Raw genomic sequence first — 18,124 nt, 5'->3', positions numbered from 1 at the left:
TCATCCGCAAAAGGTTGACGCTTTCGCCAATACGTGGTGAAGGTCGCCATTAAATATCGACTCTCCTTATTGCATCACCTTCGTGCGAGTAAATACGGTCATGGCAGCCGAACGTTATAATCCGCGCGTGGCGGAAGCTCATTGGCAGAAAGTCTGGGAAGAAGACCGGACTTTCGAAACCGACAATAGCGACAGCCGCGAGAAATATTATGTGCTCGAGATGTTCCCCTATCCGTCGGGGCGCATCCATATGGGCCATGTGCGCAACTATGCGATGGGTGATGTTGTCGCCCGTTACAAGCGCGCCAAGGGTTTCAACGTGCTCCATCCGATGGGATGGGATGCATTCGGCATGCCTGCGGAAAATGCTGCGATGCAGAACAAGGTTCATCCCAAGGAATGGACCTACCAGAACATCGCCACCATGCGCGGCCAGCTCAAATCGATGGGGCTTTCGCTCGACTGGGCGCGTGAATTCGCGACCTGCGACGTGGAATATTATCATCGCCAGCAGATGCTGTTCATCGACCTTTTTGAAAAGGGCCTGGTGACGCGCAAGACTTCCAAGGTCAACTGGGACCCGGTCGACAACACCGTGCTTGCCAACGAGCAGGTGGTGGACGGTCGCGGCTGGCGTTCGGGCGCGCTGGTCGAACAGCGCGAACTGACGCAATGGTTCTTCAAGATCACCGATTTCAGCGAGGAATTGCTGGCCGGTCTCGATACGCTCGACCAGTGGCCGGAAAAGGTCCGCCTGATGCAGCGCAACTGGATCGGCAAGTCGGAAGGCCTGCAGGTCCGCTTCGGGCTGGACGACAAGACCGCGCCGGAAGGTTTCTCGGAAATCGAAGTCTATACGACCCGCCCGGATACGCTGTTTGGTGCGGCATTCGTTGCGATCTCCGCCGATCACCCTCTGGCGAAGAAGCTGGCCGAAAACAATGCACCGCTCACCGGCTTCATCGATGAATGCCATCATCAGGGCACATCGCTGGCGGCGCTCGAAACGGCCGAGAAGAAGGGCTTTGATACTGGCGTGAAGGTCAGGCACCCGTTCGACGAGAACTGGGAACTGCCGGTCTATGTCGCCAATTTCGTCCTGATGGAATATGGCACGGGCGCCGTTTTCGGCTGTCCGGCGCACGATCAGCGCGATCTGGATTTCGCCAACAAGTACAAATTGAAGGTCACGCCTGTCGTTCTGCCGAAGGGCGAGGATGCGGCAAGCTTCAGCATTGGCGAGACGGCCTATACCGACGATGGCGTGATGATCAATTCGCGCTTCCTCGACGGGCTTTCGCCGGAAGCCGCCTTCAATGAAGTGGCGAACCGTCTGGAAAACACCACGCTCGGCAATCGTCCGCAGGCAAGCCGCAAGGTACAGTTCCGCCTGCGCGACTGGGGCATTTCCCGCCAGCGCTATTGGGGCTGCCCGATCCCGATGATCCATTGCGAGGCTTGCGGCGTCAATCCGGTGCCGCGCGCCGATCTGCCGGTCAAGTTGCCGGATGATGTCGAGTTCGACCGTCCGGGCAATCCGCTCGACCGTCATGCGACCTGGCGTCATGTGAAGTGCCCGAAATGCGGCGGCGATGCGCGTCGTGAGACCGATACGATGGACACGTTCGTCGATTCGTCCTGGTACTATGCACGCTTCACCGCGCCATGGGAAAACGAGCCGACGGATCGCGCGGTTGCCGACCGCTGGCTGCCGGTCGACCAGTATATCGGCGGCATCGAACACGCGATCCTGCATCTGCTCTATTCGCGTTTCTTCACCCGCGCGATGAAGGTCGCCGGTCATGTCGGCATCGACGAGCCGTTCAAGGGCCTGTTCACGCAGGGCATGGTCGTGCATGAAACCTACAAGGCCAATGGCCAGTGGGTGGCGCCTGCCGATATCCGGATCGAGGAAACCGACGGCAAGCGCGTGGCGAGCCTGCTCTCCACGGGCGAGCCGGTGGAAATCGGCTCTATCGAGAAGATGTCGAAGTCGAAGAAGAATGTCGTCGATCCGGATGACATCATCGCTTCCTACGGCGCCGATACGGCGCGCTGGTTCATGCTGTCTGATTCGCCGCCCGAGCGTGACGTGATCTGGACAGAGGCCGGAGCCGAAGGCGCTCACCGCTTCGTGCAGCGCGTCTGGCGTCTGATCTCCGAAGCTGCCGAACAGTTGAAGGACATTGCGCCCAAGACCGGTACCGAGGGCGAAGCCCTTGTCGTTTCCAAGGCTGCGCACAAGGCGGTCAAGGCTGTCGGCGACGATATCGAGAAGCTGGCCTTCAACCGTGGTGTTGCCCGTCTTTACGAACTGGTCAACACGGTTGCAGGACCGTTGCAGCAGGTTGCTTCGGGCAATGCGGATGACACGTTGAAGGGCGCTGTCCGCGACGCCACGGAAAAGCTCATCCTGATGCTGGCGCCGATGATGCCGCATCTGGCCGAACAGTGCCTTGCAGCGCTGGGTGGCAAGGTTGCCGGTCGTGAAACGCTGGTCGCCCGCAGCGCCTGGCCGGTGTTCGATCCGGCATTGGTGGTGGAAAACGAGATCGTTCTGCCGGTGCAGATCAACGGCAAGAAGCGTGGGGATTTGACAATCGCACGCGACGCTGATCAAGCTAGCATCCAGCAGGCGGTGCTCGAACTTGACTTCGTCAAGGCTGCGCTCAACGGGGGCTCGCCGAAGAAGGTTATCGTGGTGCCGCAAAGGATCGTCAATGTCGTTGCCTGACCGCTTTTTCTCCGCAATCAAAGCTTTCCGCGTTGCGATTTTCGCACTCGGGGCCGCGGTTCTCATGGCTGGATGCACCGTGCAGCCGCTTTACTCCTCCGGCGCTGGCGCTGGTGGAACCATGGGCGGCAGCGTGACGCCGGACATGCGCACCAAGCTTGCTTCGGTGGCGATCGACCCGGCTGGCGACGTCTTCAGCCAGCAGGTCCGCAATCGCCTCATCTTCCTGCTCGGCGGCGGTGCCGGTGAGCCGGCCAATCCGGTCTATCGGCTTCGCCTTGGCCTGAGCAGTTCTACGCTTGCCGCGGTGAGCGTGGACATTGGCGACCAGACCGACCGTACCGGCCGTCCATCGTCCGGTATCGTCAAGGCGACGTCGAACTTCGTGCTGCGTGACAAGGACGGCAAGCCGCTTGCCGCAGGCACCCGCACGGTCGGCGCTTCCTTCGACCGTCCGCGCCAGGAATTTGCGAACCTGCGCGCCGAACGCGACGCGCGCAAGCGTGCCGCGGAAGAACTGGCCGAACAGGTCTTCCTCGCTCTTGCGCAGAAATTGTCGAAGCTCTGATTGTTGCGATGGCGTGACATGACACAAGGCGGTACTCTCGGTGCCGCCTTTTGTTTTTTCAGGGGCATTGCTGTCCAGTGTGAATTATTTCGCGGAGAACGCTCCAGGGAAGAATTATGCGGCTCGTTTCATTCTCCGCCAAAGGCTATCGCTCGCTGCGTTCCGTCCGTGTCGATCTCGGGCAGGTAGCGGTTTTTGTGGGCGAGAACGGGGCCGGAAAATCCAATCTCTACCGCGCACTGCAACTGGTGAAGGCGGCCGCCGAGGGCAATTTCTCAACCGAAATCGTGCGTGAGGGCGGGATGCAATCGGCGATGTGGGGCGGAAACCGCCGCAAGCACGAACCGGCGCGCATCATTCTGGAAGCCCATTTCGAGGATGAAAGACTGGCATCGCGACTTGCCTATAGCGTCGAGGCGGGATTGCCGCCGCCGGTTTCGGGCGCCTTTCCCTTCGAGCCGCAGATCAAGGAAGAAAATCTCAGCCTTGATACGGGGCGCCGCCCCGTCGACCTGATGGACCGGCGCGGGCCCGTTGTCTTCGCACGGGACGGGGAAGGGCGGCGCATGGAACATCCCGCACGCTTGCTGACTTCCGAAAGCGGGCTGGCGGTGCTGGGACAATCCGGCCATTATCCGGAGATCGGTGATTTGGCCGCGCAGATGCGAAGCTGGCGCTTTTATCATGGCTTTCGAAGCGACCGCGATGCACCGGCGCGTCAGCCCTCCATCGCCGCGACCGCTGCCATGCTGGACGAGGACGGCGGCAATCTTGCCTCGGTCTTCGCGACGCTGGCCCATATCCGGCAGGATACGGTCGATCTGGATCGACTGGTGGCCGATGCGCTGGATGGTGCGGCGCTGGATATTCCCTTTCCGGGCGAGACGGCGACGTTCGGCCTGAATTTTCCGGCCTTTCCACATCGCATGTTCCGGGCCGGAGAATTGTCCGATGGGCAGATCCGCATGCTGGCGCTGGCCGGTGCGCTGCTTTCCTATCGCCTGCCGCCGCTGATCGCGCTCAACGAACCGGAGGCGAGCCTGCATCCCGATATGCTTCCCTCGCTTGCCCGCATGATCGCCCAGGCATCGGAGCGCAGCCAGATATGGGTGGTGACGCATTCCGCCACACTTGCAAGCGCCATTGCAGAGCAATGCGGCGCGCGGCCGATCCGGGTGAGCAAGCAGGACGGGGAAACCGTGCTGGAATAAAAAAGCGGGCCGATGGCCCGCCTTTCACGCGTCTGAAAAGTTCGCCGATCAGGCGATCTTCTGGCCGGTTTTCGCCCAATCGGCGAGGAAGGTTTCGAGGCCCTTGTCGGTCAGCGGATGCTTGACCAGTGCCTTGAGCGTTGCCGGTGGTGCGGTCACGACATCGGCGCCGATGAGGGCTGCTTCCTTGACGTGATTGACGGTACGAACCGAAGCGGCAAGAATTTCGGTGCGGAAATCGTAATTGTCATAAATCGTGCGGATTTCGGCAATCAGTTCCATGCCGTTGATGCCGGTATCGTCGAGGCGGCCAATGAACGGCGAAATGAAGGTCGCGCCGGCCTTTGCCGCCAGAAGCGCCTGATTGGCCGAGAAGCACAGCGTCATGTTGACCTTGTGACCTTCGGAAGACAAGGCCTTGCAGGCTTTCAGTCCGTCCAGCGTTACAGGCAGCTTGATGCAGATATTGTCGGCGATCTTGGAGATGACGGCTGCTTCCTTCATCATCTGCTCATATTCCGTCGCGGCAACCTCGGCGGAAACCGGGCCCTTGACGATGTTGCAGATTTCCTTGGTCACTTCGATAATGTCCCGACCCGACTTCAGGATGAGGGACGGGTTGGTGGTCACGCCATCGACCAGCCCAAGGTCATTGAGCTCGCGGATTTCCTTGACGTCCGCAGTGTCCACGAAAAACTTCATAACAGCGTTCCTCCATAATGAGCGCGGGTGGATTTGAGGAATTTAAAACCATTTAATTCCCGGAAGGTGGCTTTTCTTTAGCGCAAAGCCGCGCCAAGGTCACGCGATCATGTCGAAAGATTCGCACGATATTGCAAACCCGATTTCTGGTCTGTTTCCGGAGCTCGCGCCACGGGTGGTTCCCGTGCTCGTGCCCATGCCCGCGGAGCGGCCTTACTCATATATGGTTCCGGCAGGTATGAACGTCCAGCCCGGATCGATCGTGCGCGTGCCGCTTGGACCGCGTGAGGTGGCGGGGATCGTCTGCGAGGGTGAAACCGATGCGGTCGATGCCAGAAAATTGCGGGAAATTTCCGAGGTCTTCGATTGTCCGCCGGTGGGCGCCGACATGCTGCGCTTCATGCGCTGGGCAGCGGACTATACGCTGTCGCCGCCCGGCATGGTGGCGCGCATGGTCCTGCGCGTGCCGGCTGCGTTCGATCCCGAGCCATCGGTGCCGGGCCTTCGTTATTCCGGCGGCGAGCCGGAGCGCATGACCGACGCCCGGTCGCGGGTGATGGAGCTTGCCCGCGACGGGCTTGCCTGGACCAGATCCGGGCTTGCCCATGCGGCGGGCGTCTCGACGACGGTCGTGGATGGGCTGAAGGCGCAAGGCGTTTTCGAGGAAGTCATGCTGCCGCCGCCAGCCGTGGTGGCGAGGCCGGATATCGACTATGCGCGCGCCACGCTTTCGGAAGACCAGCAGGCGGCGGCTGAAATGCTGTCGGAAGCGGTTGAAGCCGGCGGTTTCTCGGTTTCGCTTCTCGACGGCGTGACCGGTTCAGGCAAAACGGAAGTTTATTTCGAAGCGGTCGCCAAGGCGATCGAGCAGGGCAGGCAGGTGCTGATTCTCCTGCCCGAAATCGCGCTGACCCAGCAGTTTCTCGACCGTTTCCATGACCGGTTCGGGGCAAAGCCCGCCGAATGGCATTCCGACCTTGCACCTCGCACCCGCGAGCGCGTCTGGCGGCAGGTTGCCGAGGGTACGGTGCGGGTGGTGGCAGGGGCACGGTCGGCGCTCTTTCTGCCCTTCAAGGAACTGGGGCTGATCGTCGTCGATGAAGAACATGATCCAGCCTACAAGCAGGAAGACCGGGTTTTCTACAATGCCCGCGACATGGCGGTGGTGCGCGGCCACATCAGTGGCTTCCCGGTGGTGCTGGCATCGGCCACGCCCTCCATCGAAAGCCAGGTCAATGCGGAGCAGGGGCGCTACAGGCGAATCAAGCTCTACGGGCGCTATGCGGAAGCAGCGCTGCCCGACCTGAAGACCATTGACATGCGGCGTTCTCCGCCGCCGCCGGGCCGGTTTCTGTCGCCCGCACTGACCGAAGCTGTCGGCAAGACGGTGGAGCGCGGCGAACAGGCGCTTTTGTTCCTCAACCGGCGCGGCTATGCGCCCCTGACGCTGTGCCGGGTCTGCGGCCACCGCTTCCAGTGCCCGCAATGTTCGAGCTGGCTGGTGGAGCACCGCTTTCGCGGGCAGCTCATGTGTCACCAGTGCGGTTATCACGAGCCGGTTCCGCAGGCCTGTCCCGAATGCGGTACGCTGGATCATCTGGTCGCCTGCGGTCCCGGCGTGGAACGCATTGCCGAGGAAGTGGCGGCGACCTTCGACAAGGCGCGAATCATCGTTCTTTCGTCTGATATGGCGGGGGGCGTGAAGCGGCTGCGGCTAGAACTCGATGCTATCGCAAAAGGCGAGGCGGATATCGTGATCGGCACCCAGCTTGTCGCCAAGGGGCACAATTTTCCCAACATGACGCTGGTAGGGGTGGTGGACGCCGATCTGGGGCTTGCCAATGGCGATCCGCGCGCCGCCGAGCGCACCTTCCAGCTGCTCAATCAGGTGACGGGCCGCGCCGGGCGAACCGGGCGCAAGAGCCTCGGCCTTCTCCAGACCTATCAGCCTGACCACCCGGTGATGCGGGCCATAGTCAGCGGCGATGCGGAGGCGTTCTACGCCCGCGAAATCGAGGAACGCGAGCGCAGCGCGCTGCCGCCCTACGGACGGCTTGCGGCGCTGATCATTTCCGCCGACAACCGGCCCGACGCTGAAAACCATGCGCGGGCGCTGCGCCGCGCCGCACCTTCCTCCCCGGAGGTTTCAGTGCTGGGGCCTGCCGAAGCGCCGCTTGCGCTAGTGCGCGGGAGGCACCGTTTCCGCATTCTGGTGCATGGGACAAAACGCGCGGATATTCAAGGATTTATCCGTGCCTTGCTCGCCAACGGGCCGAAGGAAAAAGGCTCGATCAGGGTGCAGGTGGATATCGATCCGCAAAGCTTCCTGTAGAGCGCATCCGGAAAAGTGGGGACCGGTTTTCGGATAAGACGCGCGATAAACAAACAGATAGAGCATTTCCAACGATTCAGGAAAAACAGGACATGCTCTAACCAGAATCCGAACAGCCTGCACAGGATGGAACGTGACGCCAAATTCCGTTATATGGCCTGAAACGACGAGGGTGCCGAAAGGGGAAATGCGATGGAATTCTATCTTCCTGCCACGACCGGAGAATGGCTCGCCTGGGGCTCTGCGGCCCTGACGGCGCTGGCCGGCCTTGTCATGCTTTTTGCGCCCGGCATAACCATGAAGCTGCTGCGGCTTCAACCGATCAATGGCCGTCCCGAAGGTTACGGTTCGATCCGCGCGACGCTCGCCGGTCCTTATCTTGGCGTGGGCCTCGGATGCCTCATCTTCGCGCAGCCCTTTCTCTGGGTCGTTCTGGGCGCCGTGTGGGGTTTCGCGCTGTTCGGACGCTTCATTTCGATGATGTCGGATGCGGGCGGGCGCAGGGGCGGACCGACCGGCGGGCGCTTCTATGGCAGCCTGGCGGCACTGGTCGAATTCGTGCTGGCCGCCGGTCCGCTGCTCTACGCATTCGGCTTCATTTCCTGAGCGGAGCCGGACGGGTTTTGCACGTCAGGCGTGCAGGCTGTGTAAGCGAAGAGTGCATCGCCCAAGCAGATGCGACTTTTTTGACCGCGAAAGGCGGCAAATCTTACACAAAAGTGCCGGATTCGCGTGTTGCGAGTCCTGTTCGTCTATGCTAGACGGCAATCACATTTCGGTGTTGATGTGCTCGCGCGTCAGTGGTTTTCCGGAAACATTCAATAAAATCATCGGCTTGGCGTCCTGAGCAAGATTGGACCCCAAAAGGATGGTTTCAACGTAGAGAGCAGGTTGTTCGTGGCTGAAACGTCTTCGCTCATTTCAGGTGTCGCACAGCGTTACGCCGGATCTCTTTTCGAGCTCGCGCTCGACGCGAAATCCGTTGCAGCTGTGGAAAAAGATCTTGACCGTTTCGAGGCGCTTCTGAGCGGAAGCGAAGACCTCAAGCGACTGATCTCCAGTCCGGTATTTTCCTCGGAAGATCAGCTTCACGCCATCGGCGCTCTCGCCGACAAGGCGGGCATCAAGGGTCTGGTCGGAAATTTCCTGCGCGTCGTCGCGCGGAACCGCCGTCTTTTCGCCCTGCCGGGCATCATTGCCGCTTTCCGCAAGATTGCTGCCGAGCATCGTGGCGAAATCTCCGCCGATGTCGTCTCCGCGCACGAATTGAGTGCGGCGCAGCAGAACGAATTGAAGGCAACGCTGAAGGGCGTGGCCGGCAAGGACGTGACGATCAATGTCACCGTCGATCCGTCGATCCTCGGCGGTCTTATCGTCAAGATGGGTTCGCGTCAGATCGACACGTCCCTTCGCACTAAACTTTCTTCTCTCAAGCTTGCACTGAAAGAGGTCGGCTGATGGACATCCGCGCCGCGGAAATTTCCGCTATCCTGAAAGAGCAAATCAAGAACTTCGGCAAGGAGGCTGAGGTCTCCGAGGTCGGTCAGGTTCTGTCCGTTGGCGACGGTATCGCCCGCGTCTATGGTCTGGACAATGTTCAGGCCGGTGAAATGGTCGAATTCCCCGGTGGCATTCGCGGCATGGCGCTGAACCTTGAAAGCGACAATGTCGGCGTCGTTATCTTCGGTGCCGACCGCGACATCAAGGAAGGCGACGTCGTCAAGCGTACCGGCGCAATCGTGGACGTTCCGGTCGGTCCGGAACTGCTCGGCCGCGTTGTCGATGCTCTCGGCAATCCGATCGACGGCAAGGGCCCGATCAAGGCCAAGGAACGTCGCCGCGTCGACGTCAAGGCGCCTGGCATCATCCCGCGCAAGTCGGTTCACGAGCCGATGTCGACGGGTCTCAAGGCCATCGACGCCCTGATCCCGGTTGGCCGCGGCCAGCGCGAGCTGGTCATCGGTGACCGTCAGACCGGCAAGACCGCCATCATCCTCGACACCTTCCTGAACCAGAAGCCGATCCACGATAACGGCCCGGACAAGGACAAGCTGTACTGCGTCTACGTCGCCGTCGGCCAGAAGCGTTCGACCGTTGCCCAGTTCGTCAAGGTTCTCGAAGAACGCGGCGCTCTGGAATATTCGATCGTTATCGCGGCTACCGCTTCCGATCCGGCTCCGATGCAGTATCTCGCACCGTTTGCGGGCTGCGCGATGGGCGAATATTTCCGTGACAACGGCCAGCACGCCCTCATCGGCTATGACGATCTGTCCAAGCAGGCCGTTGCTTATCGTCAGATGTCGCTTCTGCTGCGTCGTCCTCCGGGCCGCGAAGCTTATCCGGGCGACGTTTTCTACCTGCACTCCCGTCTTCTCGAACGCGCCGCAAAGCTCAACGACGAAAACGGCGCTGGCTCGCTGACGGCTCTGCCGGTCATCGAAACGCAGGGCAACGACGTTTCCGCCTTCATTCCGACCAACGTGATCTCGATCACCGACGGCCAGATCTTCCTTGAAACCAACCTGTTCTATCAGGGTATCCGTCCGGCTGTTAACGTCGGTCTGTCGGTTTCGCGCGTTGGTTCCTCGGCCCAGATCAAGGCCATGAAGCAGGTTGCCGGTTCGATCAAGGGCGAGCTCGCCCAGTATCGTGAAATGGCTGCCTTCGCACAGTTCGGTTCCGACCTTGACGCTGCAACGCAGCGCCTTCTGAACCGCGGTGCGCGCCTGACCGAACTCCTGAAGCAGCCGCAGTTCTCGCCGCTGAAGACGGAAGAGCAGGTTGCCGTGATTTTCGCCGGTGTTAACGGCTATCTCGACAAGCTTGCCGTCAGCCAGGTTGGCAAGTTCGAAGAAGGTCTTCTCGCTTCGCTGCGCACCGAGCACAAGGATGTGCTCGATGGCATCCGCAACGAGAAAGCCATTACCGATGACCTCAAGGCCAAGCTCAAGGCAGCGATCGACGCTTTCGCCAAGTCCTTTGCCTGAAACTTGTGACGGGATGAACGGATGCCTTCACTAAAGGATCTGAGAAACCGTATCGCCTCGGTCAAGGCGACGCAGAAAATCACCAAGGCGATGCAAATGGTCGCCGCGGCGAAGCTGCGCCGTGCCCAGGAAGCTGCGGAAGCCGCAAGGCCTTACTCGCAGCGCATGGGCGCCGTTCTCGCGAATATCGCGCAGAACGTCACCGGCGAAGATGCGCCGGCCCTGATGGCCGGTACGGGCAAGGACGACGTGCATCTGCTCGTCGTCTGCACCGCAGAACGTGGCCTTTGCGGCGGTTTCAACAGCCAGATCGCGCGTCTTGCGCGCGATCATGCCCGCAAGCTCCTCGCTGAAGGCAAGACGGTCAAGATCATCACGGTCGGCAAGAAGGGCGCGGATATTCTACGTCGCGAATTTGCCAGCCTGCTGGTCGATCATGTCGATCTGCGCGAAGTCAAGCAGCTCGCTTTTGTGCATGCCGACCAGATCGGCCACAAGATCATCAAGCTGTTCGAGGAAGGCGCTTTCGACGTCTGCACGCTGTTCTATTCCGAATTCAAGTCGGTGATCTCCCAGGTTCCGACCGCACAGCAGCTGATCCCGGCTTCGGCTGGCGACAGTGCGGGCGGCGAGACCGCAGGCGATGCGATCTACGAATACGAACCTGATCCCGCGGCGATCCTGTCGACGCTGATCCCGCGCAATATCTCGGTCCAGATTTTCCGTGCTCTGCTGGAAAATGTCGCGGGCGAGATGGGCGCGAAGATGAGCGCGATGGACAATGCGACGCGCAATGCGGGCGACATGATCAACAAGCTGTCGATCACGTACAACCGCCAGCGTCAGGCGCAGATCACCAAGGAACTGATCGAAATCATTTCGGGCGCGGAAGCGCTCTAGAGTTTGGTTTACCGCATGATTTCCCGGAAAGTCTGCAACTTTTCGGGATCATGCTAACGGAAGGTAAGGATCGATGGCAAAAGCAGCGACCCCGAAAACTACCGCCGCGGCCGAAGCAAAGCCAGCGGCGAAGGCGCCTGCCAAGAAAGCGGCGCCCAAGACCACCTCAGCAGCCAAGTCTGCCGCTCCCAAGACTGCAGCCACTGGCGCAGTCGGCCACATTACGCAGGTCATCGGCGCTGTCGTCGACGTCAAGTTCCCGGAAGGCCAGCTGCCGCTGATCCTGAACGCGCTTGAAGTCGACAACCAGGGCAACCGCCTGGTTCTCGAAGTCGCCCAGCACCTCGGCGAAGACACCGTGCGCACCATCGCCATGGATGCGACCGAAGGTCTGGTTCGCGGTCAGGAAGCACGCGACACCGGCGAGCCGATCATGGTTCCGGTTGGCGTTGAAACGCTTGGCCGCATCATGAACGTCATCGGTGAGCCGGTTGACGAAGCCGGTCCGATCAAGACCACGGCAACCCGCGCCATCCACCAGAGCGCTCCGGAATATATCGAACAGTCGACCGAAGCCGAAATTCTGGTCACGGGCATCAAGGTCGTTGACCTTCTCGCTCCTTACGCCAAGGGCGGCAAGATTGGCCTCTTTGGCGGTGCAGGCGTTGGCAAGACCGTTCTCATCATGGAACTCATCAACAACGTCGCCAAGGCGCACGGCGGTTACTCCGTGTTCGCAGGCGTCGGTGAGCGTACCCGTGAAGGTAACGACCTTTACCATGAAATGATCGAGTCGGGCGTTAACAAGCTTGGCGGCGGCGAAGGCTCCAAGGCAGCCCTCGTTTACGGTCAGATGAACGAACCCCCGGGTGCCCGCGCTCGCGTTGCCCTTTCCGGTCTGACGGTTGCTGAAAACTTCCGCGACCAGGGTCAGGACGTTCTGTTCTTCGTGGACAACATCTTCCGCTTCACGCAGGCAGGTTCGGAAGTGTCGGCTCTTCTCGGCCGTATTCCTTCCGCTGTGGGCTATCAGCCGACGCTGGCAACCGACATGGGCGCCATGCAGGAACGCATCACCACCACGACCAAGGGTTCGATCACCTCGGTTCAGGCGATTTACGTCCCTGCCGACGACTTGACCGACCCGGCGCCAGCCACCTCGTTCGCCCACCTGGACGCAACGACCGTTCTGTCGCGCTCGATCGCTGAAAAGGGTATCTACCCGGCTGTTGACCCGCTCGACTCCACGTCGCGCATGCTCGACCCGAAAGTCGTTGGTGACGAACACTACGCCGTCGCCCGTCAGGTTCAGTCGATCCTGCAGCGCTACAAGGCCCTTCAGGACATCATCGCGATCCTGGGCATGGACGAACTGTCTGAAGAAGACAAGCTCACCGTCGCCCGCGCCCGCAAGATCGAACGCTTCCTCTCGCAGCCGTTCTTCGTGGCCGAAGTCTTCACCGGTTCGCCGGGCAAGCTGGTCGATCTCGCCGACACCATCAAGGGCTTCAAGGGCCTTTGCGCTGGCGATTACGATCATCTTCCGGAAGCTGCCTTCTACATGGTCGGCAGCATCGAGGAAGCACTCGAGAAGGCCAAGAAGCTGGCAGCAGAAGCTGCTTGATGAATTGAATTTCCCGGTGGGCCGCAAGGCCCGCCGTGAAAGCCAATCATTTTGTTTAAGCATGACCTTTCCGAAAACCGGTTTAATTTTCGGAACCGTGCTTTTGAATTCAAGTGAGAACCATGGCTCAAGCTTTCCAATTCGAACTCGTGTCGCCTGAACGGCTCCTGCTTTCCGCGCAGGTGACGGAAGTCGTCATTCCGGGTAGCGAAGGCTATCTGACGGCTCTCGCCGGTCATTCGCCGCTGATGACGACGATCATGCCGGGTGTCGTTTCGGTGAAGCTTGCCGACGGCAAGTCCGACTCCTACGTGGTCTTCGGCGGTTTCGCTGATATCACCCCGCAGAGCTGCACCGTTCTGGCTGAATCGGCCACCCATGTGGACGATATCAATCCGGCAGACATCCAGCGCCGCATCGAGGAAGCCCGCAAGCATCTGGAAGATGCCTCGACCAACGAGCATCGCACCAAGGCGGAAATCTTCCTGCACCAGCTGATGACGCTGCAGGGAACGATCATGCCGGCGTGATCGGCTGCAATCCTGTCGTTTTCGGGAAAGCGGGCTTGTGCCCGCTTTTTCTTTTTCAGATCACCGGCCCGGCAGTGAATTTGTTCGCAGAACTGTCATATTGGCGTTAAATCCCATCACGCTTGCGTGAGTTCAGGAAGTTCGCTTGAAAATGGTTCGGCAGCGATCTATCCAAGTTCGCAATCATTAGTTTACTAATATATAAGGCGATTGGCATGGATACGGCGGACCTCAGAGCTGAAATGATTGATGCCATGGCGAAGGTTAATCGCAGGCTTCGCACTGTCTTCGACGCCCGGGTGAAGGAGCGGGGCCTGACATTGGCCCGTGCGCGCACCCTGCTTGCGCTGATGGAACAGGAAGGTCTTTACCAGAAGGAACTGGCGGAAGCGCTGGAAATCGAGAATGCGACCATGGTTCGCCTGCTCGATGGGCTGGAGCGGCAATCCTTCATCGAACGGCAGACGGTCCAGGGCGACCGTCGCGCCAAGCGCGTCGTCATGACGGCAGAAGGCAAGATTCTGGCCGAGCAGGTCGTGAAGCTCGCCGGAGACGTGCGCGAAGACCTTCTCGAGGGCGTTAGCGACGAGGAGCTGAACATCGCGCTCAACGTGCTTCGCAAGATGTCGGATTCGATGAACAAATCCCATTAATGTTGCCAGTCTCAACAATGACCGGAAGCCGAAGCGACAGCTTCGGCTTTTTCTTTGGCTGATTACGGTTTCGTGAGCTGGCGTCTCGAAATTGAACCTGCCGCGCCATCTTTCCGTCGCAGCCGAATGATCCGCTGGACGCGGTCATCGTGGAAATTGTGGTGGGCGCGGAAAGTGTGATGGGAGCGTTCGAGATGCGTCATCCATCTCAGGCTGTCGTGGGGTTGTGCGCGGTGCTTGCGGTCGCGGCGGTGCAGGCAAAGGATATGGCGCGCGGGACACGGCATGCCTATGCCCAGGCCTTGAATGACGTGAATACCGATGACGGGCTGATCTTTGATACAGCTTCAGCTGCTGCCGTGGATGTGCGGAGCAATGAGCGGTCTCGTCGGTCTTCGCGGGCGCGCTGAACCCCGGGTGCCGGAAATCAGGGGGCGAGCGTCCGCAGATAGGCCATGAGTTCGCTGGCCGTGTCGCTCGCCCGTTCCGGTTGGCGTGAAACGATCGCTTCAATCAATGTTGCGTGGGCATTGGCCGAACCAGCTATGCCGCTCGATGGGCGGAGCCGGTACCAGAAGCGGCGGCTGTGGCTCTGCAAGGGAGCGGCGATACGGGCGGCGTAGGGGTTGCTCGCAGCCGCACCCAGAACGATGTCGAATGCCTTGTCGGCATCCAGAAACAGTGCGACATCTTCATCGGGAATTGCCTGCCGCATGGCTGCTGCCGCCGCTTCGAGCCGTTCATAGTCGCGCGGGCTGCCAAAGCGCGCCGCATCGCGCGCCAAAACGCGCTCGACGCCTTCGCGCGCATCCAGCACCTTGATGAAATCCTTCGGGTCGATTGCCGCGATGGCAATGCCTGAACGCGGGCGCACTTCCACAAGGCCCTCCCAGGCGAGCCGTTGAATGGCCTCGCGCATGGGCGTGCGGCCCATGCCGGTCAGCTCAATCAGCGTGCGCTCGTTGACGACCGTCCCCGGTTCCAGTTCCAGCGTGACGATAGACCGTTCCAGAATGCGATAGGCCTGCTCGGCGAGGCTTTCGCTACCCCAGCTGTCCATGGTGGCCAGCGGCATGTTTGCCGGGCTCCGCGTCAGCCTGTCTCGAACGTTCGTTTCTTCCATGCCGTTCATGCCTTGTGGTTACGACGATTGACATAGTTCAATCCTATAGATATATCTCTGATATATCAATAAGAGGCGATTTGCATTGTCGATCCCTAACTTGGCCTTTGTGGCTTTTTCAAGCGATGGCAAACTTTCAGCACACCGTCATTCCAAAAAATCGATGGACAGAAATCGCGTGCTGGCGTTGAACATGGCGATTGCCGATTGGCCGAAGCGACGGTCTCTGCCGGTTTTTCGGCAAGACACAAGGCAAAGTTGAATCCGGTGGGGAGCCGTATACGATGAAATCTGATCCGCAGGGTCAGCACGATGTTCTGATTATTGGCGGCGGTATTGTCGGCGTCGCCACTGCGGCCTTGCTTGCCGAGGCGGGGCGTCAGGTTCTGATTATCGACAGAACCGGCATTTGCGAGGAAACCAGCTCGGGCAATGCCGCGGCGCTTGCTTTCTCCGATATTCTTCCGCTCGCCTCCAAGGGTGTCATGCGCAAGGTGCCGGGCTGGCTGATGGACCCGCTCGGGCCGTTTACGATCCGTCCCTCCTATTTTCCAAAAATGGTGCCCTGGCTTTATCGGTTCTGGCGCGCCAGCAGCGCGGATGCTTTGGCAAGAACCGCGATTGCGCAGGCCGACATCATGCGGCTTGCCGGCAGCGAGATGATGGGCCTGATCGACAGGGCGGGCCTGCGCGATCGCTTGCGCGAAAACGGCAACCTGGAACTTTATGAGAGCGAAGCCGAGCTTGCGGCCTCGCAGCCCGGCTGGGATGTTCGCGAAAATGCCGGAATCGCCTATGAACACGTGCGGGGTGATCGGCTAGCCGAATTGCAGCCGGGCCTGAGCCCGCGTTTCGTAGCTGGAACTTTCGTTCCGGGCTGGAAGAATGTCAGCGATCCGAAGCTGTTCGGCAAGGCGATCTGGGCGTATGCGGAAAGCAGGGGCGCACGCTTCCTTCAGGCAAAGGTCGCGGATGCAAGGCCGGGCAATGGTGGGGCGAGCGTCCGTCTCGTCGACGGGACCGAAATTTGGGCGGCGCACCTTGTCCTGATGGCCGGTGCCTGGTCACGTGATCTCGCCAAAGGCTTTGGCGATGCAGTGCCGCTCGACACGGAACGCGGTTACAATACGACCCTGCCGGTCGGCAGTTTCGATGTGAAGCGTCAGCTGACTTTCCCCGGCCACGGTTTCGTCATCACGCCGATGGAAACGGGCCTGCGTGTCGGCGGGGCCGTGGAATTCGGCGGGCTCGACCTGCCGCCCAATTTCGCGCGGTCCGAAGCCATGCTAAAGAAGGCTTCCATGTTTCTGCCGGGCCTGCGCACGGAAGGCGGGCGGCAATGGATGGGCTATCGGCCATCCATGCCGGACTCCGTTCCGGTCATCGGCCGGGCCTCGGGGGGCGGCAACATCTATTACGGCTTCGGCCATGGCCATCTTGGCCTCACGCAGTCGGCGGCGACCGGGCGGCTTATCCGCGATCTCGTCACGGGTGCCGCGCCGGCAATCGACATCGAACCTTTCAAGCCACAACGTTTTCGGAACTGACCATCATGGCAAGACATTCCTTCTTCTGCGTCGACGGACATACCTGCGGCAATCCGGTGCGTCTGGTGGCCGGCGGTGGGCCGAACCTCGAAGGTTCGACCATGATGGAAAAGCGCGCGCATTTTCTGGCGGAATATGACTGGATTCGCACGGGGCTTATGTTCGAGCCGCGCGGCCACGACATGATGTCCGGCTCCATTCTCTACCCGCCCACGCGGCCTGATTGCGATGTGGCGGTGCTTTTCATCGAAACGTCCGGCTGCCTGCCGATGTGCGGCCACGGCACCATCGGCACCGTCACGATGGCGATAGAGCAGGGGCTGGTAACGCCGAAGACGCCGGGCAAGCTCAATCTCGATACGCCTGCCGGTCTGGTGGCCATCGAGTATGAGCAGAACGGCCAGTATGTCGAGCGTGTTCGTCTCACCAATGTCCCGGCCTTCCTTTATGCCGAAGGGCTTGAAGTCGAATGTCCCGACCTTGGAAGCCTCAAGGTCGACGTGGCCTATGGCGGCAATTTCTACGCCATTGTCGAGCCGCAAGAAAATTACACGGACATGGAAGATTATTCCGCGTTGCAGCTGATCGCCTGGAGTCCCGTCCTGCGCCAGCGGCTGAACGAGAAGTACAAGTTCCAGCATCCGCTGCTGCCTGACATCAACCGTCTGAGCCATATTCTATGGACCGGTAAGGCCAAGCATCCGGAAGCGCATGCCCGCAATGCAGTCTTTTATGGCGACAAGGCAATCGACCGTTCGCCCTGCGGAACCGGTACGTCTGCGCGCATGGCGCAGCTGGCTGCCAAGGGCAAGCTCAAGCCGGGCGACGAGTTCGTGCATGAATCCATCATCGGATCGCTTTTCCATGGCCGCGTGGAGCGCGCTGCGGAAGTCGCCGGGCGTCCTGCAATCGTGCCGTCAATCGCCGGTTGGGCGCGCATGACTGGCTACAACACGATCTTCATCGACGATCGCGATCCCTTTGCACACGGGTTCACAGTCGCGTAGGGTCTATTGGGGAAACAGGTTTGGCGCTTGGTATGGGTGAAAATTCTCCGGTTCGGGAACCAAATCCAGCTCAGCCGCGCTTGCAGGCTGGCGCCCCAAAGACCATAAAGTGGGTACGGTCGGTAATTTTCTTAACGACCTCCCTATTTTTTGGCTTTCCGGTCGTGCAAAAAATGTGGAATAAGGCGCCCAGGGTAGGAGAAAAA

General features: G+C 60.3%; 16 protein-coding genes. 14 read left to right on the top strand and 2 right to left on the bottom strand.

Translation table 11 applies throughout. The features are described 5' to 3' along the window. Window positions 1-100: 100 nt before the first annotated feature. From leuS to JNC63_RS15685, 3 genes are all read left to right on the top strand, one after another. Complete coding sequence (gene leuS, locus JNC63_RS15695) at window positions 101-2,734, top strand: leucine--tRNA ligase (RefSeq protein ID WP_063620176.1); 2,634 nt, start codon at window positions 101-103, stop codon at window positions 2,732-2,734. Then, on the top strand, window positions 2,721-3,302 hold the full coding sequence (lptE, locus tag JNC63_RS15690) for an LPS assembly lipoprotein LptE (protein ID WP_063620175.1): 582 nt from the start codon (window positions 2,721-2,723) through the stop codon (window positions 3,300-3,302). The genes leuS and lptE overlap by 14 nt, the downstream gene beginning before the upstream one ends. Before the next feature lie 116 nt (window positions 3,303-3,418). Beyond that, a complete protein-coding gene (locus JNC63_RS15685) occupies window positions 3,419-4,513 on the top strand; it encodes an AAA family ATPase (protein ID WP_063620174.1) in 1,095 nt (364 codons plus the stop codon). A gap of 48 nt (window positions 4,514-4,561) precedes the next feature. Here the strand turns inward: JNC63_RS15685 and fsa are convergent, their stop codons facing one another. Further along, the gene (fsa, locus tag JNC63_RS15680) at window positions 4,562-5,215 is read right to left on the bottom strand and encodes a fructose-6-phosphate aldolase (RefSeq protein ID WP_006467816.1); all 654 of its coding nucleotides are present in this window, start codon (window positions 5,213-5,215) and stop codon (window positions 4,562-4,564) included. Between the two features lie 109 nt (window positions 5,216-5,324). On the opposite strand from fsa, the gene JNC63_RS15675 reads away from it, so the two are divergent. The 9 genes from JNC63_RS15675 (at window position 5,325) to JNC63_RS15635 (ending at window position 14,651) form a co-directional block, all read left to right on the top strand. Next, a complete protein-coding gene (locus JNC63_RS15675) occupies window positions 5,325-7,547 on the top strand; it encodes a primosomal protein N' (protein ID WP_063620173.1) in 2,223 nt (740 codons plus the stop codon). 192 nt (window positions 7,548-7,739) lie between these two features. Then, a complete protein-coding gene (locus tag JNC63_RS15670; RefSeq protein ID WP_006467814.1) occupies window positions 7,740-8,153 on the top strand; it encodes an AGROH133_08824 family phage infection protein in 414 nt (137 codons plus the stop codon). Between the two features lie 291 nt (window positions 8,154-8,444). Then, entirely contained in the window at window positions 8,445-9,005 is a 561-nt protein-coding gene (locus JNC63_RS15665; protein ID WP_031347290.1) for a F0F1 ATP synthase subunit delta, read from the top strand. Continuing rightward, window positions 9,005-10,534, top strand: a complete 1,530-nt coding sequence (atpA, locus tag JNC63_RS15660) for a F0F1 ATP synthase subunit alpha (protein ID WP_006467811.1) — start codon at window positions 9,005-9,007, stop codon at window positions 10,532-10,534. Before JNC63_RS15665 ends, atpA begins: the two co-directional genes overlap by 1 nt. 21 nt (window positions 10,535-10,555) lie before the next feature. Beyond that, window positions 10,556-11,434 carry a F0F1 ATP synthase subunit gamma gene (locus JNC63_RS15655; RefSeq protein WP_006467810.1) on the top strand — a complete coding sequence of 293 codons (879 nt, stop codon included), beginning with the start codon at window positions 10,556-10,558 and terminating at the stop codon, window positions 11,432-11,434. 73 nt (window positions 11,435-11,507) lie between these two features. Then, window positions 11,508-13,058, top strand: coding sequence for a F0F1 ATP synthase subunit beta (gene atpD, locus JNC63_RS15650; protein WP_063620172.1), 1,551 nt, complete (start codon window positions 11,508-11,510; stop codon window positions 13,056-13,058). A 122-nt stretch (window positions 13,059-13,180) separates the two neighbouring features. Then, window positions 13,181-13,588, top strand: a complete 408-nt coding sequence (locus JNC63_RS15645; protein WP_006471254.1) for a F0F1 ATP synthase subunit epsilon — start codon at window positions 13,181-13,183, stop codon at window positions 13,586-13,588. Window positions 13,589-13,803: 215 nt separating this feature from the next. Further along, window positions 13,804-14,241: a MarR family winged helix-turn-helix transcriptional regulator gene (locus JNC63_RS15640; RefSeq protein ID WP_006467807.1), complete on the top strand. Its 438-nt coding sequence runs from the start codon at window positions 13,804-13,806 to the stop codon at window positions 14,239-14,241. 194 nt (window positions 14,242-14,435) lie between these two features. Next, complete coding sequence (locus JNC63_RS15635; RefSeq protein ID WP_245670765.1) at window positions 14,436-14,651, top strand: hypothetical protein; 216 nt, start codon at window positions 14,436-14,438, stop codon at window positions 14,649-14,651. A gap of 17 nt (window positions 14,652-14,668) precedes the next feature. Here the strand turns inward: JNC63_RS15635 and JNC63_RS15630 are convergent, their stop codons facing one another. After that, on the bottom strand, window positions 14,669-15,364 hold the full coding sequence (locus JNC63_RS15630; protein WP_063620198.1) for a GntR family transcriptional regulator: 696 nt from the start codon (window positions 15,362-15,364) through the stop codon (window positions 14,669-14,671). 284 nt (window positions 15,365-15,648) lie between these two features. On the opposite strand from JNC63_RS15630, the gene JNC63_RS15625 reads away from it, so the two are divergent. Together JNC63_RS15625 and JNC63_RS15620 are read left to right on the top strand one after the other, a co-directional pair. Then, window positions 15,649-16,911: an NAD(P)/FAD-dependent oxidoreductase gene (locus JNC63_RS15625; protein WP_063620197.1), complete on the top strand. Its 1,263-nt coding sequence runs from the start codon at window positions 15,649-15,651 to the stop codon at window positions 16,909-16,911. 5 nt (window positions 16,912-16,916) lie between these two features. Beyond that, on the top strand, window positions 16,917-17,918 hold the full coding sequence (locus JNC63_RS15620; protein WP_063620170.1) for a 4-hydroxyproline epimerase: 1,002 nt from the start codon (window positions 16,917-16,919) through the stop codon (window positions 17,916-17,918). Window positions 17,919-18,124: the final 206 nt, after the last annotated feature.

It is taken from the genome of Brucella ciceri, from assembly GCF_041930145.1.
In the GTDB taxonomy this organism is placed as follows: Bacteria; Pseudomonadota; Alphaproteobacteria; order Rhizobiales; family Rhizobiaceae; genus Brucella; species Brucella intermedia.
The sequence above is the reverse complement of the archived record's forward strand: the minus strand, read 5'-3'. Positions and strand labels throughout refer to the sequence as shown.

Excerpts from the sequence above, each read along its gene's own strand:
- JNC63_RS15685 (WP_063620174.1), top strand. The coding sequence starts at position 3,419 with ATGCGGCTCGTTTCATTCTCCGCCAAAGGCTATCGCTCGCTGCGTTCC.
- fsa (WP_006467816.1), bottom strand. The coding sequence starts at position 5,215 with ATGAAGTTTTTCGTGGACACTGCGGACGTCAAGGAAATCCGCGAGCTC.
- atpA (WP_006467811.1), top strand. The coding sequence starts at position 9,005 with ATGGACATCCGCGCCGCGGAAATTTCCGCTATCCTGAAAGAGCAAATC.
- JNC63_RS15630 (WP_063620198.1), bottom strand. The coding sequence starts at position 15,364 with ATGGAAGAAACGAACGTTCGAGACAGGCTGACGCGGAGCCCGGCAAAC.
- JNC63_RS15670 (WP_006467814.1), top strand. The coding sequence starts at position 7,740 with ATGGAATTCTATCTTCCTGCCACGACCGGAGAATGGCTCGCCTGGGGC.
- JNC63_RS15655 (WP_006467810.1), top strand. The coding sequence starts at position 10,556 with ATGCCTTCACTAAAGGATCTGAGAAACCGTATCGCCTCGGTCAAGGCG.
- JNC63_RS15640 (WP_006467807.1), top strand. The coding sequence starts at position 13,804 with ATGGATACGGCGGACCTCAGAGCTGAAATGATTGATGCCATGGCGAAG.
- leuS (WP_063620176.1), top strand. The coding sequence starts at position 101 with ATGGCAGCCGAACGTTATAATCCGCGCGTGGCGGAAGCTCATTGGCAG.
- JNC63_RS15645 (WP_006471254.1), top strand. The coding sequence starts at position 13,181 with ATGGCTCAAGCTTTCCAATTCGAACTCGTGTCGCCTGAACGGCTCCTG.
- JNC63_RS15675 (WP_063620173.1), top strand. The coding sequence starts at position 5,325 with ATGTCGAAAGATTCGCACGATATTGCAAACCCGATTTCTGGTCTGTTT.
- JNC63_RS15635 (WP_245670765.1), top strand. The coding sequence starts at position 14,436 with ATGCGTCATCCATCTCAGGCTGTCGTGGGGTTGTGCGCGGTGCTTGCG.
- atpD (WP_063620172.1), top strand. The coding sequence starts at position 11,508 with ATGGCAAAAGCAGCGACCCCGAAAACTACCGCCGCGGCCGAAGCAAAG.
- JNC63_RS15625 (WP_063620197.1), top strand. The coding sequence starts at position 15,649 with ATGAAATCTGATCCGCAGGGTCAGCACGATGTTCTGATTATTGGCGGC.
- lptE (WP_063620175.1), top strand. The coding sequence starts at position 2,721 with ATGTCGTTGCCTGACCGCTTTTTCTCCGCAATCAAAGCTTTCCGCGTT.
- JNC63_RS15620 (WP_063620170.1), top strand. The coding sequence starts at position 16,917 with ATGGCAAGACATTCCTTCTTCTGCGTCGACGGACATACCTGCGGCAAT.